At 65.0% G+C, this 14,627-nt stretch carries 15 protein-coding genes; 13 read left to right on the top strand and 2 right to left on the bottom strand.

The features are described 5' to 3' along the window. The first annotated feature begins 254 nt into the window (after window positions 1-254). Window positions 255-1,349 carry a quinone-dependent dihydroorotate dehydrogenase gene (locus IPM49_04445; protein MBK9273776.1) on the top strand — a complete coding sequence of 365 codons (1,095 nt, stop codon included), beginning with the start codon at window positions 255-257 and terminating at the stop codon, window positions 1,347-1,349. After that, complete coding sequence (locus IPM49_04440; protein ID MBK9273775.1) at window positions 1,337-2,197, top strand: hydroxymethylglutaryl-CoA lyase; 861 nt, start codon at window positions 1,337-1,339, stop codon at window positions 2,195-2,197. The genes IPM49_04445 and IPM49_04440 overlap by 13 nt, the downstream gene beginning before the upstream one ends. 92 nt (window positions 2,198-2,289) lie before the next feature. Here IPM49_04440 and IPM49_04435 read toward each other — a convergent pair whose 3' ends face one another. Both IPM49_04435 and IPM49_04430 read right to left on the bottom strand, forming a co-directional pair. Next, a complete protein-coding gene (locus tag IPM49_04435; protein MBK9273774.1) occupies window positions 2,290-3,801 on the bottom strand; it encodes a hypothetical protein in 1,512 nt (503 codons plus the stop codon). A gap of 92 nt (window positions 3,802-3,893) precedes the next feature. After that, complete coding sequence (locus tag IPM49_04430; protein ID MBK9273773.1) at window positions 3,894-5,159, bottom strand: metallophosphoesterase; 1,266 nt, start codon at window positions 5,157-5,159, stop codon at window positions 3,894-3,896. A 101-nt stretch (window positions 5,160-5,260) separates the two neighbouring features. Here IPM49_04430 and IPM49_04425 point away from each other — a divergent pair, with 101 nt between their 5' ends. From IPM49_04425 to IPM49_04375, 11 genes are all read left to right on the top strand, one after another. Beyond that, window positions 5,261-6,724 (top strand): hypothetical protein, encoded by a 1,464-nt coding sequence (locus tag IPM49_04425; protein ID MBK9273772.1) that lies wholly within the window; start codon window positions 5,261-5,263, stop codon window positions 6,722-6,724. A 17-nt stretch (window positions 6,725-6,741) separates the two neighbouring features. After that, window positions 6,742-7,437: a hypothetical protein gene (locus IPM49_04420; protein MBK9273771.1), complete on the top strand. Its 696-nt coding sequence runs from the start codon at window positions 6,742-6,744 to the stop codon at window positions 7,435-7,437. Window positions 7,438-7,459: 22 nt separating this feature from the next. Then, window positions 7,460-8,320 carry a polysaccharide deacetylase family protein gene (locus tag IPM49_04415; protein MBK9273770.1) on the top strand — a complete coding sequence of 287 codons (861 nt, stop codon included), beginning with the start codon at window positions 7,460-7,462 and terminating at the stop codon, window positions 8,318-8,320. Beyond that, entirely contained in the window at window positions 8,317-9,414 is a 1,098-nt protein-coding gene (locus tag IPM49_04410; protein MBK9273769.1) for a glycosyltransferase family 4 protein, read from the top strand. Before IPM49_04415 ends, IPM49_04410 begins: the two co-directional genes overlap by 4 nt. Then, window positions 9,404-10,546 (top strand): glycosyltransferase family 4 protein, encoded by a 1,143-nt coding sequence (locus IPM49_04405; GenBank protein ID MBK9273768.1) that lies wholly within the window; start codon window positions 9,404-9,406, stop codon window positions 10,544-10,546. Before IPM49_04410 ends, IPM49_04405 begins: the two co-directional genes overlap by 11 nt. Window positions 10,547-10,568: 22 nt before the next feature. Next, window positions 10,569-10,733: a hypothetical protein gene (locus tag IPM49_04400; protein ID MBK9273767.1), complete on the top strand. Its 165-nt coding sequence runs from the start codon at window positions 10,569-10,571 to the stop codon at window positions 10,731-10,733. A 25-nt stretch (window positions 10,734-10,758) separates the two neighbouring features. After that, window positions 10,759-11,097, top strand: coding sequence for a type II toxin-antitoxin system VapC family toxin (locus tag IPM49_04395; protein ID MBK9273766.1), 339 nt, complete (start codon window positions 10,759-10,761; stop codon window positions 11,095-11,097). A 4-nt stretch (window positions 11,098-11,101) separates the two neighbouring features. Further along, window positions 11,102-11,659 carry a colanic acid biosynthesis acetyltransferase WcaF gene (gene wcaF, locus IPM49_04390; protein ID MBK9273765.1) on the top strand — a complete coding sequence of 186 codons (558 nt, stop codon included), beginning with the start codon at window positions 11,102-11,104 and terminating at the stop codon, window positions 11,657-11,659. Then, the gene (locus IPM49_04385; GenBank protein ID MBK9273764.1) at window positions 11,656-12,411 is read left to right on the top strand and encodes a glycosyltransferase; all 756 of its coding nucleotides are present in this window, start codon (window positions 11,656-11,658) and stop codon (window positions 12,409-12,411) included. Before wcaF ends, IPM49_04385 begins: the two co-directional genes overlap by 4 nt. 2 nt (window positions 12,412-12,413) lie before the next feature. Continuing rightward, complete coding sequence (locus IPM49_04380; GenBank protein MBK9273763.1) at window positions 12,414-13,328, top strand: dialkylresorcinol condensing enzyme DarA; 915 nt, start codon at window positions 12,414-12,416, stop codon at window positions 13,326-13,328. 91 nt (window positions 13,329-13,419) lie between these two features. Further along, window positions 13,420-14,550 (top strand): beta-ketoacyl-ACP synthase III, encoded by a 1,131-nt coding sequence (locus tag IPM49_04375; GenBank protein MBK9273762.1) that lies wholly within the window; start codon window positions 13,420-13,422, stop codon window positions 14,548-14,550. The last annotated feature ends 77 nt before the right edge of the window (window positions 14,551-14,627 follow it).

Genomic DNA, 14,627 nt, shown 5'->3' with positions numbered 1-14,627 from the left:
AGCGATCGGACCTGGACATATGTATGGCCATGCATATGTCCGGACCGGCCTGGGATGTCCTCAAGCCTCGGACCAGCTTGGGTTTCCGAGCATCAGGCAGGAAGCCTTGCGGTCGGTGCCGCGGGCAGGTTGATCGGGCCTTTCGCCGCATTGGGCGCGGGATGGAGGGTGGGTCCGCTTGATCGTAACGTATGTATGGCCATACATACATCAAGGGACCCCGCCCGATCACCGGCCCGTTACTTTCGCGACCCATGTATCGACTCCTGCGTCCGCTCCTGTTCAGCCTATCCCCGGAGCGGGCCCACCACCTCACCTTCAGCCTCCTCGAGTTCGCGCGGAACATGCCCGGCGCCATGGCCCTTGTGGGCGGCGCGAATCCCCCGGCAGGCGCCGCAGTGGAGGTGTTGGGACTGCGCTTCCCTTCGCCGGTGGGGCTTGCCGCGGGCATGGACAAGGACGCCAAGCACGTGGACGCGCTCAGTGCCCTGGGTTTCGGTTTCATCGAGATCGGCACGCTCACCCCCGTGGCCCAGCCCGGAAACGAGCAACCCCGGCTCTTCCGCCTGCCCGCCGACCGCGCGCTCATCAACCGCATGGGCTTCAACAACGGTGGCGTGCAGGCCGCGGTGGAGCGCCTGCGCAAGCGCAAGCCCGGCGTGATCGTGGGCGGCAACATCGGCAAGAACAAGGTGACGCCCAACGAGCAGGCGCTGGACGATTACGTGAAGTGCTTCGAGGCGCTCTACTCCGTGGTCGACTATTTTGTGGTGAACGTGAGCAGTCCGAACACGCCTGGGCTGCGCGCCTTGCAGGATAAAGGACCCTTGCTCGAGATACTTTCCGCCCTGCAGGCCATGGCTCGTGCAAGGAGTGGCGAGTTGCGAGTGGCGAGTGCGGCACAGGCACCGCACTCGCCACCCGGCACTCAGCACTCGCCACGCACCAAGCCCATCCTGTTGAAGATCGCGCCGGACCTCACCGATGCCCAGCTGGATGACGTGGTGGCCGTGGTGAAGGAGAGCGGCATCGCCGGGGTGATCGCCACCAACACCACCATCAGCCGCGAAGGCCTGCGCACTCCGAATGCCGAGGTGGAGGCGATGGGGGCTGGCGGCGTGAGCGGTGCGCCGGTGCGCCGGCGCAGCACCGAGGTGGTGCGCTACCTGCGCGACCGGTTGCCGCGCCCCGTCGTGATCATCGGTGTCGGCGGCATCGATTCCACGGAGGCCGCGATGGAGAAGCTCGAGGCCGGCGCCGACCTGGTGCAGGTGTACACGGGCCTCATCTACGAAGGACCAGCGCTCGTGAAGCGCATCAACCAGGCCTACGCACGATGGAAAGCGTGAAGCTGATCGAATGTCCGCGGGATGCGATGCAGGGCATCGGTCCCTTCATCCCCACCAAAGTGAAGGTGGCCTACCTGAACACGCTGATGCAGGTGGGCTTCGACACCATCGACATCGGCAGTTTCGTGAGCCCCAAGGCCATCCCACAGCTGGCGGACACCTCGGAGGTGCTGGCGCGGATCGACCGCACGGGATCGCGCAGCAAGCTGCTGGTGATCGTGGCCAACGAACGCGGCGCCGAGGAGGCCGTGAAGCAGGAGAGCGTCACCTATCTGGGCTATCCCTTCAGCATCAGCGAGACCTTCCAGCAGCGCAACACCAACACGAGCATCGAGGGCTCCTGGGGCCGCATCGCCCGCATCGCCGAGCTCACGCGCAATGCCAACAAGGAACTGGTGGTGTACATCAGCATGGCCTTCGGCAATCCCTACGGTGATCCCTGGAACGCGGAGGTGGCCCTGCACTGGACCAACAGGCTGGTGAACGAGCTCGGTGTGCGCATCATCGCCCTCAGCGATACCGTGGGTGTGGCGCGCCCCAAGGACATTACATCGATGTTCGCCGCGTTGATCCCGGCCCTGCCACAGGTGGAGTTCGGTGCGCACCTGCACTGCGGTCCCGAGAACTGGAGGACCAAGACCCAGGCCGCGTGGGACGCCGGATGCCGCCGCTTCGATGGCGCGATCAAGGGCTACGGGGGCTGCCCCATGGCCGAGGACGAGCTGGTGGGCAACCTGCAGATGGAGCTGTTCGTGCGCAGCCTCGAGGAGCGGGGCGTTCGCACAGGACTGGACTTGTCGCTGCTTGACCTGGTGGTGCAGAACGCGGCGTCGGTGTTCCCTGCCTGATCAGGCCCTCCGCAGCTCGATCACCGTGATCTCCGGTGGCATGCCGGCGCGGCCAAGACCATACGTGGGAAGGGTATACAACGTGTTGGTGTTCACCGGGTGCCTACCGCACTTTCCAGTGCGAAGACCCTCACGTTCTCGAATCGCCCGACAGGGTGAGCGAGGAACGGCTGCAATGACGGTCTATGGAGCACACTATCGCTGGTCGTGATCAGGTATCGTGCACCTTGTTCCGCTTTCGCGCGGAGCCGTTCGGGGTCGTCGCTCAGTCCTTCGAAATCGGTCCAGCCCGACCTCTCCATGAGATACAGGCTTCGATTGAAGCTGATGTCAGGAAGGCTCACCACGCGGGCTGAACGGTCCACACCCATGGCCTGGAGCGCTTCACGGATCCGGCCCAGCGGTTCATGCTGCGTCAAGTACTCGTGGTTCATCCAGGTGGCGTACCGGTCCGCCATCCTTCGCCTCGCGAAGTCGGTTCCATGCACCAACACCACCAACAGAGCCAGCTGGAAAGGCCACGTGCGAGTGATGCCCGATCCACCACGGACCAGGGCCAGAAGACCAAGGAGGAGGACCGCGGGAAAAATGATCACTTGGTCGAGGCTGTAATAGTCATGGTCCCTCAGCGCACCGAAGAACAGGATGCTGATGGAAAGAACACCAAGCGATAGCAGCGCGGATGCCGTCCATAGAGCACGTGGGACCCGTTGATGTGCGAACAAGGCCAGCACGGTCATGGCGCCGAGCACGAGATAGAGGTCCGGGCGCAGGTAGTCGCGACGAAGGTGTTCGCTGAAGCCCTTCCACACCGCGTCAAGCTCCGCTGCCGGTATGCTCCAGTAGGGAAGTGTTCCGATAAGGAAGACGCCTTGCGCCTGCCCTGCATTGTACCACCGGGCGTAGGTGTACCACGCGGCGATGACGGACAGCCCGGTCAGTCCGGCGATCATCAGGACGGCCCGATGCGGCGGACGCCATGTGCCGAGGAGTGCCTGGCGCAACGGCATGTAGGAGATGAGCACCATCCCGAGCATGATCAGAAGACTCAGCGCCGCAGTGGCTTTTAGCAGCCCGGCCAAGGTGAAGAACGCCATGGCTCCCACGAGCCGTGCTCGATCCGAACGTAGAATGCCGGATGCGGTGGCATACCAGCCCAAGAGCACGAAGCCGAGGGCCACGGCGTTCGACAGGAAGTTGTTCGCGTAGTACGCCACCATGGGAGAGGTGAACAGAAAGGCGGATACCCAGGCCGCCAGCACGCCATCCTTGAGAAGCCGGATGGCCGTGAGAAAGAGGGCCACCAAGCCCGAGATGGAAAGGATCAGGACGGTCGCCCGGTACAGCCACTCCTTCTGCCCTGTGGACCGCCACAGCCTTCCCATGAAGTAGGGCAGCAGCGGCAGTTCGCTTAAGGCTCGGCCGGTGCCGTCCGCACCGAGGTAGTGCATTTTTCCTTCCCACCAAGGGATGTCCTCATGCGCGTAGTGCCAGGCCATTGACAAGCAGTCGCTCTGCCTCCATGCGTGGTATCCCTGCGGTCGGGAGTTGAGGATCCCCGGATAGTAATAGGTCCAGCCTTGCAGTGCCAGGATCACGATCAATAGGAACAGTCCACCTGAGCGCCCCACATGCAGACCCGACCATCGGGTCCGGGATGCACCAACGTCAGGGGGTGCTTCGGCTGATCGTTGCATCAGGAACGCGGCGCTTCCAAGCCCCGCCGCAGTTCGATCACGGTGATCTCCGGCGGCATGCCCACACGACCTGGGAAGCCGATGAAGCCGAAGCCCCGGTTCACATAAAGGCGCTGTGCGCCCTCGGTATAGAGGCCTGCCCAGCGCTTGTACACCCATTGGGCGGGGCTGTAGGTCTGTCCGGCGATGGTGATGCCGAACTGGGCGCCGTGCGTGTGCCCGCTCAACGTGAGGTCGATGCCTGTGCCCAGCACCTGCTCCTCCCAGTGCGTAGGGTCGTGGCTCATCAGGATGCGGAACGTCGACGGGTCGTGCCCCTGCAGGGTCTTGGCCAGGTCGCCGTACTGCTGGAAGCGGCGCCCCCAGTTCTGCACACCGAGCAGGGTGATCGCTTCGCCCTCGCGTTCGATGCGGGTGTTCTCGTCCAGCATCAACCGGAACCCCATGGTCTGATGGTGCCGCTTGAGCCGCTCCAGGTTGGCCTTCTTCGCCTCTGGCGAGTCCCAGCGCGCGTAGTCCGAGTAATCGTGGTTGCCGAGGATGGAGAACTTGCCGATCCGCGCCTGTAGGTCCTTGAGCGTATCCACCCAGCCTTCGGCCTCGTCCGCGTAGTCGTTCACCATGTCGCCGGTGAAGAGGATCAGGTCCGGGCGCTCCTCGTTGATCAGGTCCACACCCTTCCTCACGATGTCCGTGCCGCTGGGAAAGCTGCCCAGATGCAGGTCGCTGATCTGCACGATGCGCAACCCGTCGAAGGCGGCGGGCAGGTGGGGTGCGGAAATGTGGAGGCGTTCAATGCGGAAGTTGCGCCGTCCATGGGTGATGCCATACAGCACGCCGGCGAACGGGATGGCCGACAGCGCTAGGCCCACCTGCGAGATGAACCTCAACCGCGTGATCGGTTCACCGGATGATACCGGATCTCCGGGCGTGAGCTTGTCGAAGAGCCAGCGGCCGGCCTCAATGAGGTCCTCCAGGCCGTGAAAGAGGATGATCACCACTTTGGGCAGGAAGAACAGCATGAACAGTGCCGCCAGCGAGAACATGAAGGAGTGGTTGCGCGTGCTGCGCAGATCCTGGATGCTCACCGCCACCCACACCAGCAAGGCCAGCATGCCGATGGACAGCGCCCAGTAGATCAGCCGCACTGCTCGTCGTCCTCCCTGGGTCCATCCGCTCACCGCAGTATGGACGCCCTTATAGGCATAGAGGTCGATCAGGACCAGAACGACGAGGAACACAACGAAACCCAGTAAGCCGCGCATGATCGCAAGTTGGGTGCTGGAGTTGTGGGCAGCGTTCGCCCATCACCTGGCGTCAAAAGTAGGTCCATTGGCCCCGGCGTTCCGATATTCGGGCAATGAAGATGAGCGCTCCGAACCGCAGCCGCACCCTTCTGCTCGCGCTCGTACTGGTCATTCCGCGCGCGGTGGATGCTCAGCTCACCTGGCAGCGCACGTATGGTGGGTTCGGATCGGATCAAGCATTGGCTGTGGAGGCCACCGCGGACACGGCATACGTTCTGGTCGGCAGTACCGGCAGCTTTGGTAGCGGAGGTGGTGACGTCTACCTGGTCCGCGTGGACAGTGCGGGGGCGTTGGTCTGGTCCACGACGTTCGGTGGTCCAGGTGTTGAGCAGGGAGTGGACCTGGTACGGACCGATGATGAGCACCTTCTGGTCGTCGGGAACAGCTATATCGACCCCGCGCTCGGCTATGATGGGCTTCTCGTACGCGCCGACCCTATGGGAGCAGCGTTGTGGGAAAGGACCTATGGGCAGGCAGGGTGGGACCTGTTCAATGCCGCGGCCACGGTTCCAGGTGGATGGGTCGTGGTCGGGCAGACGTTCAGCACAGGGGACGGATCCGGTGAAGCGTGGATCATTCGCATCGATCAGGCGGGCGATACCCTATGGACACGAACGTATGGGTCGGTGGGAAGTGAGGAGGCAACGGCCGTGGTCGGACTCCCCGATGGTGGCTGCGCCGTGGTCGTCAACACGGCACTGGATGGTGGACAGGACATCATCCTGCTGCGCTATGACCCGGATGGAGAACTTCTTTGGCAGACCAACTGGGGCGGTGTTGCTTGGGATGAAGGCCGGTCCGTGACCTCCACGGTCGACGGCGGGTTCGCCGTGGGCGGGATCACTGAAGGGATCGTGCCCTATCGGACCATGCTCCTCGTCAAGTTCGATGGCGCGGGTGCTTTCCTATGGAATGAGGTGACCTACGGTCAAGGTACATGGGAGGCCCACGGCATCATTGAACTACAGAACGGCGACCTGTGCGTTGCCGGGTCGACCGACGCTTTCGGCGCTGGTGGAGCGGACATGTACATGTGGCATACTTCCGCCACGGGGACCTACATTGAAGGTCCGACATTCGGGGGGCTGGAACAGGATGAGGCGTTCGATGTCACCGCCACCATCGATGGGGGCTATGTGTTGGTCGGGCGAACGAATGGTGCGGGACCTGGACCACAGGCCGTGCTGGGCGTAAAACACTTCGGGGCTCCCTTGAGCGGCGGTTTCACGGAAACCCTCGACCCCCTCCCCATCCCCGATCTTCGACCAGCCACCCCGGGCCTCTTGCTCCACCCCAACCCCGCCCGCCCCGGCGATGCGATCATCGTGACCCTGGCCGGAGGGAACGCCCAGCGCCGCTCGGTCGTGCTGCTGGATCAGCAGGGTCGGCAGGTGGCGGGCTGGCCTGGGTCGCATCCCTCCGAACCACTGCGCGTCCCCTCCGTTGCCCCGGGCATCTACATGCTGCACGCGCTGTCAGCCGACGGCAGCCGTTCCGCCGCACCGCTCCTCATCACCCCCTGATCCGCCACGGCGATCGCATGGACCCACAAGCCGTTGTCCTCAAGCTCCATGCCTTCGCCGGAGCCATCGCCCTGGGCGCTGCGCCGTTGGCCATGCTCATGCGCAAGGGCGGTCGCTGGCACCGCTGGTGGGGCCGTACCTTCTTCTACGCCATGGCGTTGGTCTGCACCACCGCACTGCTGGCCAGCATTTGGCGCCCCAATCCGCTCATGGCCCTGGTGGCCTTTTTCAGCTTTCATATGGCCCTATCCGGCTACCGCGGGCTCTACCTGAAAGGCCTGCACAAGGGTCAGCGACCGGGTCGTTGGGACCTGCTGATGCACGGCGCCGCCGGCCTGGTGAACACCGGCCTGCTCCTGTGGGGCGCCGTCCATCTGATCCACGGTGATCGGAGCAGCACCGCGATCATCTTCACGGTCTTCGGTGCCATCGGCTGTGCGTTCGTGCTCCTCCAGCTGCTGCGGTTCTACCGCACCCACCACGACAAGCAGGAATGGCTCTATGCGCATTTCAGCGGTTTCCTGGGGAGCTACATCGCCACCGTATCCGCGTTCAGCGCGGTGAACCTGGGTGCCATCAAGCCCGTATGGCTCCAGTGGCTGTGGCCGAGCCTGATCGGTGTGCCGTTCATCCTGCTCCTGATCCGATACCACCGCACACGGTTCGACCGGGGCGAGCGTCCCCGGTTTCTCGGTCGACTGCGGATCGGCTGAACCGGCCGGGTACCTTTGCCGCATGGCCGCCCGGTGCGTGTTCTCCGTGGATGTGGAGGAGTGGTTCCACATCCTCGACGTGCCTTCCACGCCACCCTTGGAACAGTGGGGGCGGCTGGAGTCACGCGTGGAGGCCTCCTTCGGCCGCATGCTCGACGTGTTCGCCGAAAAGCGGGTGCGCACCACGCTGTTCTTCCTGGGCTGGGTGGCCGAGCGCCACCCGCAGCTCCTGCGTGATGCTGTGGCGCAGGGACATGAGGTCGCCTCCCACGGCTACGCGCACGAGCTGGTCTACAAGCACGACCGCCGCCACTTCACCGAGGATGTGCGGCGCGCCAAGGGCATCATCGAGGATGCGGCGGGGGTGAAGGTGCGTGGCTACCGTGCGCCGGGATTCAGCGCCACGCGCGAGACACCGTGGTTCTTCGAGGCCCTTGCGGAGACCGGCCATGCCTACGACAGCTCGATCTGGCCCGGGAGCCGCAACCACGGTGGCTGGCCGGGCGCGCTGCCCGTGCCCCATGTGGTGCCCACACCCGCCGGCGACATCGTGGAGTTCCCCATCAGCATGGACCGCGTGTTCGGCCGCGACCTCTACTTCTTCGGCGGTGGCTACCTGCGCTTCTTCCCGTATCCGGTGATCCGCGACCGTGCCCGTGCAGTGCTCAAGCAGGAACGCCCCGTGGTGTTCTACCTGCACCCGCGCGAGGTGGATCCCGATCACCCGCGGCTGCCCATGAGCGCCAAACGCCGCTTCATGAGCTACGTGAACCTGTCGACCACCGAGCCCAAGATGCGCCGCCTGTTCGATGACCTGCCCATGACCACCTTCGGCGCGCTGCTGGACGCGGGCGTGGCCCACCTCCCGCGTCAGGTCGCATGAGCACGCACCGCAAGGCGCTCTTCCTCTACACGGAGCTGGCCCCCTATTTCCTCGCTTGCGTCGATCGACTGGTTCGCGATCACAACGTGGAGGCGCACATCGTGCGCTGGCCGGTGAACCGCGAGGCCCCCTTCGACCTGCGCTTCGCCGACCGCGTGAAGGTGTACGAGCGCGATGCCTACGACGACCAGGCCCTGCTGCGGCTGGCCCATGGTGTGGGGCCCGACATCACCTTCGCCAGCGGCTGGGTGGACAAGGGCTACCTCCGCGTCTGTCGCATGCTGTACAAGCAGGGGCTCCCCACGGTGATGTGCAGCGACACCGCCTGGCGCGGCGATGCCCGGCAATGGGCCGCTGTGGCCGCCACGCGTCTCTGGCTCCGACGCACCTTCAGCCATGCCTGGGTCACGGGGGAGGCCCAGGCCCGCTATGCCCGACGCCTCGGCTTTCCCTCGCTCAACATCCGCACTGGGTTCTACAGCGCGGATACGGACCGGTTCCTGCCGCTTGGTCAGGAGCTCCTGGACCGGCGTGCACTCCATTGGCCCCATCGCCTGCTCTGCGTGGCCCGCTACATCCCCTCGAAAGGGCACCAGATGCTGTGCGACGTGTTCGCCAAGCTGTCCGACGACGGGCTTGCCGGCGATTGGGAACTGTGGATCGCAGGAACGGGTGAGCTCCACGAAGCCGTGACCCGCTCCCCGTCCGGTCGTCATCCGCGCATCAGGCACCTGGGCTTCGTGCAGGTGGAGGAGATGCCGCAGGTGCTTGAGCAGTGCGGCGTCTTCGTGCTGCCCAGCACCTATGAACCGTGGGGCGTGGTGGTGCATGAACATGCGTGTGCAGGCTTTCCCTTGCTGTTGAGCAGCGCGGTGGGGGCGGGGGAACGCTTCCTCGGCTCCGGGGAGAACGGTGTCCGCTTTGCCGGAGGAGATGCCACCGACATGCGCAACGCCCTGCGCCAGCTTGTCCAGTGCAGCGATGCCCAGTTGCGCGCCATGGGCGAACGAAGCCATGCCCTCGGGGCGAAGTGGACGCCTGCGGATTGGGCACGGGTGGTGATGGACCTGATGAAAGCACGCCGTGAAGCATAAGCTCCTGGTCTTCGTCGACTGGTACCTGCCCGGCTACAAGGCGGGTGGACCCGTGCGCAGCATGGCCAACCTCGTGGACCACCTGCGCGACAAGGTCGACCTGCACATCGTGACCACCGATACCGATTACACGGAGACCACGCCCTATGCGGGTGTGACACCGGATCGGTGGACGGAGATGCCGGGAGGGGAGAAGGTGTGGTACGCCTCGCGCGGTGGTGTTAACGCGACCACCTGGCGGAAGCTGCTGGCCCAGGAGGCCTGGCGCACGGTCTACATCAACGGCCTGTACTCGCGATGGTTCAGCGTGATGCCGCTGTGGCTGCTGAAGGGCTCGGCGCAGCATCGGGTGGTGGCCGTGCGTGGCATGCTCGCCGCCGGCATGATGGAGCACGGGACCTTGAAGAAGCGTGCGTTCCTGGCGGTGATGCGGCTGCTCGGATGCTACCGTGGCGTCATCTTCCAGGCCACCAATGCGGAGGAGGTGGAGGATGTGAAGCGCTGGATCGGGAGGGAGGCCACGGTGAAGCTGGTGCCCAACCTGGGCCGGAAGCTCACGGCGGCCGCACCACGCCCGCGTGCGAAACAACCCGGCGAACTGCGCCTGGTGAGCGTGGCCCGCATCGCCGTGGAGAAGAACACCCTCTTCGCCATCGAATGCCTGAAGCCCGTGCAGGGCCACGTCACCTTCGACCTGTACGGGCCCATCTACGATGAAGCGTACTGGGCGAAATGCCGCGCGGCCATCGCGGAGCTGCCGCCCACCATCACGGTGACGCACAAGGGCACCGTGCCGCCCGAGGAGGTGCCTGAGTTGTTCGCGCACTACCACGCCCTCTTCATGCCCAGCCAGGGCGAGAACTTCGGGCACACGATGGTGGAGGCGCTGGCCGCCGGTGTGCCGCTGGTCATCAGTGATCGGACGCCGTGGAAGGACCTGGAGCGGATGGATGCGGGATGGGACATCCGTCTCGACGAGCCTGGATCCTTCACGCGGGCCGTGCAGCACCTCGTGCACATGGACGAGGAGGCGCTGCAGAAGCTGTCGCGGGGCGCGTTCGCGCTCGGCAGGCGATATTTGGACGATCCCGCGACCGCAAAAAGCACGCTGGACCTGCTGGTCAGGGGTTGAACTGCCGGTCTATCTTTGATGCATGGCCACCAAGGCACCAAAAAAGCGCGCGAAGCGCAAGGGGACCATCACGCGGAACAAAGCCCGCAGACCACCCCAGGGTGCGACCGTGAAGGACCTGGTCGGCAAGCTTATCCTGAACGAGGATCCCGTGGCCTATCAGCGGCGCGTGCGCGATGAGTGGTGATGGCCTGCTGCTGGACACCAACGTGGTGATCCTGACGCTCGGCGGCAATGAGGTCCTGGCCGCGCACATGGAATCGAAGCGGCTGTTCGTTTCCGTGGTCACTGAAATGGAGTGCCTGAGCTATCCGTTCAGGGTGCGGAAGGACGAGATGGTCGTGCGCGAGTTCATGAGGCGATGTACGGTGCTGGGGATCGAGGAGCGGATCAAGGAAGAAGCCATCGTCATTCGGAGGGACCACGGGATCAAACTCCCCGATGCGGTCATCGCAGCCACTGCGCTTGTGCTGGGTGTGCCGCTGCTCACGGCGGATAAGGGCTTCCTTCGGTTGCGGAACGAGCTCGTCGTCGATCTTTTCGAACCTTGATCGAATGGACCGCAAGCGCGTCGACCTCAGCCGTTTCACCAACGCCGACTTCCCCAAGGGGGGCGGTGCGGTGAAGATGACGCTGTGGTACTTCACCAACGTGCTCTTCTTCCTGAACCCGCTGTTCCCGTTCCGCTCGCCCAAGCCCGCGCTGCTGCGGCTGTTCGGCGCGCGGGTGGGGAAGGGGGTGGTGGTGCATCCCGGGGTGAACATCAAGTACCCGTGGAAGCTCACCATCGGCGACCACGTGTGGATCGGGCAGCGCGCCTGGCTCGACAACATCGACCAGCTCATCATCCGCGACCACGTGGTGATCAGCCAAGGCGCCATGATCATCCAGGGCAGCCACAACTACAAGAAGGTCGATTACCCCACCCTCAGCGGTCCGGTGGTGCTGGAGGAAGGCAGCTGGGTGGGCGCCGGGGCCATGGTGATGCTCGGGGTCACCCTGAGGAGCCACAGTGTGCTTTCCGCCGGCAGCGTGGCCACGAAGGACCTGGAGGCCTACACGATCTACCAGGGGAATCCGGCACAGCCGGTGCGCGAACGCGTGATCGAATGAGGTTCACGCTCATCACCGTGTGCTACAAGGCCGGCGAGGAGCTGGCCGAGACGGTGGCCAGCGTGCGCGCGCAGACCCATCCGCACATCGAGCACATCATCGTGGACGGCGCTTCCCCCGATGCGGCCACGCAGGCCGTGCTCAAGCGCCTCGACGATGGCCGGTCCCTGATCATCAGCGAGCCCGACACCGGCGTGTACGACGCCATGAACAAGGGCCTGGCCCGCGCCACCGGCGAGGTGATCGGCTTCGTGAACGCCGGTGACCTGCTCGAGGGGCCGGAGGTGATCGCGAAGCTCGCCGCGGAGTTCGCGAAAGGCGATGCCGACGTGATCTACGGCGATGCCCACATGGTGGACCCGCGCGACATCCGGAAGGTGCGGCGCTTTTGGAAAGGAGGCGACTACCACCGCGAGAACTTCCGTACGGGCTGGATGCCGCCCCACCTGGGCACCTACATCCGGCGCGAGGCCTACCAGCGCTTCGGCGGCTTCGACCTGCGCTTTCGGATCGCCGCCGACTATGAACTGATGTTCCGCTTCCTCTACACCCACCGGCTGCATGCGCGCTACGTGCCGCTCACCATCGTGCGCTTCCGGCTGGGCGGTGCAAGCAACAAGAGCCTGGCGCACATCTGGAGGGCGAACCGCGAGGTGGTCGAAGCATGGCGCCACCACGGCTTCACGCCGCCAGCCCTGCTGGTCGTCCGCAAACCGTTGCGCAAATTGGCCCAATACTTCGGTGCGTCCTGAGCATGAAGCGCGTCCTCGTCATCCACTACTCGCAGACCGGCCAGCTCTCCACCCTGCTCGACCGCATCGTGGCACCCTTGCAGGATGCCGGGTTCGCGGTGGACCACCTGCCCTTGAGGCCCGCCACACCCTATCCCTTCCCGTGGACACGCCTCACCTTCTTCAACTGCTTCCCCGAGGCGGTGGGTCACGACCCCGTGCCGCTGGAGCCGCTGTCCATGCCGCCGGACGGTCCATACGACCTGGTGATCCTGGGCTACACCATCTGGTTCCTCAACCCCAGCATCCCCATGACGAGCTTCCTGAAGCACCCCGACGCCGCGCGCTACCTGGCGGACCGGCCGGTGCTGACGGTGGTGGGCGCCCGGAACATGTGGGTGCTGGCCCAGGAGCACATGCGCACCGCCGTGGCCGCCCTGCGCGGTCGCCTGGTGGGCCACATTACCGTGGTGGACCGAAGTCCCAACCTCGTCAGCGTGATCACCATCATCCGCTGGATGTTCTGGGGCCGTCGCGACCCCTTCCTGGTCTTCCCCGCGGCCGGCATCCGCGGGGAGGACATGGACGCGTCCGCGCGCTTCGGGCGGGTGCTGGTGCAGCATCTGCATCGCGGTGAGATGACCGGGTTGAACACCGCACTGCGGGCGGAGGGCTCCATCCGGATCGTGCCCAGCCTGTTGATGCTGGAGAAACGCGCCACCTTCCTGTTCGGCAAATACCGCCGCTACATCCTGGCCAAGGTGGACCGCGACCCGTCCAGCCGGTTGCGCCGGGTGAAGGTCTTCAGCACCGTGCTCACCATCGGGGTCTTCATCCTGGGCCCCCTTACCACGCTCACCACGGGACTGCTCTCCTTGGTGAAGCGCAGGCAGTTGCGCGCCGAGGTGGAGCGCTTGTCGACGTACGGAGACCCCTGAACAACAGGCCCTTGCCCGGTGTTTTGGGGCCGGTGCGGCCATCGGTTACTTTTGCCGGTCCGCAGTAAAGGGGGGGGAAGAACGCAAGGCCTTGCACGACGTCTACATCACCCGGGTCTCCGGGTTCCTGCCGAACGCACCGGTCTCCAACGCGGAGATGACGGACTTCCTGGGCATGATCGACGGGAAGCTGTCGCGCGCCCAGCATATCGTGCTGCGCAACAACGGCATCCTCCAGCGCCACTACGCGCTCGACCGCCAGGGCCGCATCACCCACAGCAACGCGCAATTGGTGGCCAAGGCCGTGAAAGGTCTGGCCGGTGATGGCCTTGCCGTGCGCGACCTGGAGGTGCTGGCCTGCGGCACCAGCAGCCCCGATCAGTTCCTGCCCTCGCACGCCTCCCAGGTGCATGGCGAGCTGGACCATCCGCTGGAGATCGTGAGCACCGCCGGCGCCTGCTGCACCGGCATGCACGCCTTGAAGTACGGCTACATGAGCGTGGCCGCCGGCTTGTCGCGCAACGCCGTGGCCGCCGGCAGCGAGCTGGTGAGCCCCATGATGCTGGCCCGCAACTTCGAACGGGAGACCGAACGGTACCGCCAGCTGGAGCAGGACCCCATCATCGGCTTCGAGAAGGAGTTCCTCCGCTGGATGCTGAGCGATGGCGCCGCCGCCGTGCTGATGGAACCCGCCCCCCGCGGACCGCTGAGCCTGCGCATGGAGTGGGTGGTGAGCCGCTCCTTCGCCAACGAGCTGGACGTGTGCATGTACAGCGGCGGTGACAAGGACGAGGAGGGCCGCTACCTCGGCTGGAAGCACTTCCCCCCGCAGGACCTCGCCGGGCGCTCCATCTTCACCATGAAGCAGGACGTGAAGCTCCTGGGCCGCAACATCGTGCCCGTGGGCGTGCGCTTCCTGCGCGAGACCTTCGAGCGTCACGGCCTGGACCCCGCGTCCATCGACCACATGCTCGTGCACCTCAGCAGCATGTTCTTCCGCGACAAGGTGCATGACGAGATGGTGGCCCAGGGCATCGGGGTGCCCATGAGCAAGTGGTTCATCAACCTGCCGCGCGTAGGCAACGTGGGGTCGGCCTCCATCTTCCTCCAGTTGCGCGACCTCATCGCCGAGGGCCACGTGAAGAAGGGTCAGAAGGTGCTGTTGATGGTGCCCGAGAGCGCCCGCTTCAGTTACGCCTTCGCCCTGCTCACGGCGGAGTAGGCCTCCCCGACCTTCCTGCCCGGCTGGCTATCTTCGCGGTCCCTTTCCCCGGTCGGTGGATCCATCGCCCTTCCGGA

It is taken from the genome of Flavobacteriales bacterium (genome assembly GCA_016715895.1).
Classification (GTDB): Bacteria; Bacteroidota; Bacteroidia; order Flavobacteriales_F; family PHOS-HE28; genus PHOS-HE28.
The sequence above is the reverse complement of the archived record's forward strand: the minus strand, read 5'-3'. Positions and strand labels throughout refer to the sequence as shown.

What these genes read in the sequence shown, in the direction of transcription:
- IPM49_04400 (MBK9273767.1), top strand. Translation starts at nt 10,569, where the DNA reads ATGGCCACCAAGGCACCAAAAAAGCGCGCGAAGCGCAAGGGGACCATC.
- IPM49_04420 (MBK9273771.1), top strand. Translation starts at nt 6,742, where the DNA reads ATGGACCCACAAGCCGTTGTCCTCAAGCTCCATGCCTTCGCCGGAGCC.
- IPM49_04415 (MBK9273770.1), top strand. Translation starts at nt 7,460, where the DNA reads ATGGCCGCCCGGTGCGTGTTCTCCGTGGATGTGGAGGAGTGGTTCCAC.
- IPM49_04380 (MBK9273763.1), top strand. Translation starts at nt 12,414, where the DNA reads ATGAAGCGCGTCCTCGTCATCCACTACTCGCAGACCGGCCAGCTCTCC.
- IPM49_04425 (MBK9273772.1), top strand. Translation starts at nt 5,261, where the DNA reads ATGAGCGCTCCGAACCGCAGCCGCACCCTTCTGCTCGCGCTCGTACTG.
- IPM49_04445 (MBK9273776.1), top strand. Translation starts at nt 255, where the DNA reads ATGTATCGACTCCTGCGTCCGCTCCTGTTCAGCCTATCCCCGGAGCGG.
- IPM49_04430 (MBK9273773.1), bottom strand. Translation starts at nt 5,159, where the DNA reads ATGCGCGGCTTACTGGGTTTCGTTGTGTTCCTCGTCGTTCTGGTCCTG.
- wcaF (MBK9273765.1), top strand. Translation starts at nt 11,102, where the DNA reads ATGGACCGCAAGCGCGTCGACCTCAGCCGTTTCACCAACGCCGACTTC.
- IPM49_04385 (MBK9273764.1), top strand. Translation starts at nt 11,656, where the DNA reads ATGAGGTTCACGCTCATCACCGTGTGCTACAAGGCCGGCGAGGAGCTG.
- IPM49_04440 (MBK9273775.1), top strand. Translation starts at nt 1,337, where the DNA reads ATGGAAAGCGTGAAGCTGATCGAATGTCCGCGGGATGCGATGCAGGGC.
- IPM49_04410 (MBK9273769.1), top strand. Translation starts at nt 8,317, where the DNA reads ATGAGCACGCACCGCAAGGCGCTCTTCCTCTACACGGAGCTGGCCCCC.